Raw genomic sequence first — 941 nt, 5'->3', positions numbered from 1 at the left:
GGGCGGCGCCGATCTGGTCCAGCCGTTCGGAATACCGGATAGACGTATACTGGACGCCGCGATCGGAATGATGGACCAGCCCGTCGCCGATACCACCCCGCGAGCAGATCGCCATTTCCAGCGCGTCCAAAGCCAAGCCGGCGCCAAGATGATCCGCGACCTGCCATCCCACAATCGCCCGAGAGAACAGGTCCTGCACGAACGCGGTGTACGCCCATCCGGAAGCGGTTTCGACATACGTGATGTCCGCGACCCAGCTCCGGTCCGGCGCGTCCGCGGTGAAGTCCCGTTCCAGCAGGCCGCCCGGCCGTTCCATGCCAGGCATCGTGGTACGGGGCCGTTTACGGACCGCACGCGCCCCGGATAGGCCCAGCTCACGCATCAGCCGCTCCACCGTGCACCGGGCGACCTCGACTCCCTCGCGATTCAGCTGCGACCACACCTTCCGGGCGCCATAGACCTGGCGGCCCGTCCCGGACCACACCCGCCCGATCTCCTTCTTCAGCTGTTCATCACGCACCGCACGAGCCGATGGTCCGGTCTCGCGTTTCTTCGCCGCCCAATACGTCGACGAGGCACATTCCAGGACAGCGCAGATCGGCTCGACACCAAACCGGCCCCGATAAGAATCGATGAACTCGACTAGCACGGCAGTCTGAGATCGAGTTCCCGGGCGAAAAACGCACTGGCGGCCTTCAGGATCTCGTTCGCCCGCCGCAGCTCACGATTCTCCCGCTCCAGCTCCGCGAGCCTTTGCGCGTCGCTGCTCGTGGTCCCCGGACGCTTGCCGGCATCGACCTCGGCCTGCCGGATCCAGGCGCGCAACGCCTCGCGATGCACCCCGAGTTGGTCGGCGACCCGAGCGATCGTGCCGGTCTTCTCACCGGTCTGCTCACGTAGTTCAAAGACCAGCCGGACCGCGCGTTCACGCAGCTCCAAGG

Annotated in this window: 2 protein-coding genes; both read right to left on the bottom strand. The window is 66.1% G+C overall.

Annotated features, from left to right (window positions below):
• A partial coding sequence (locus ACFFNX_RS51235) for an IS3 family transposase (RefSeq protein ID WP_378213783.1) occupies nucleotides 1–649 on the bottom strand: 649 nt, incomplete at its 3' end.
• A partial coding sequence (locus ACFFNX_RS51230; protein WP_378213781.1) for a transposase occupies nucleotides 643–941 on the bottom strand: 299 nt, incomplete at its 5' end. The genes ACFFNX_RS51235 and ACFFNX_RS51230, both read right to left, overlap by 7 nt.

It is taken from the genome of Actinoallomurus acaciae, from assembly GCF_042429965.1.
GTDB classification, from domain to species: Bacteria; Actinomycetota; Actinomycetes; order Streptosporangiales; family Streptosporangiaceae; genus Actinoallomurus; species Actinoallomurus acaciae.
The sequence above is the reverse complement of the archived record's forward strand: the minus strand, read 5'-3'. Positions and strand labels throughout refer to the sequence as shown.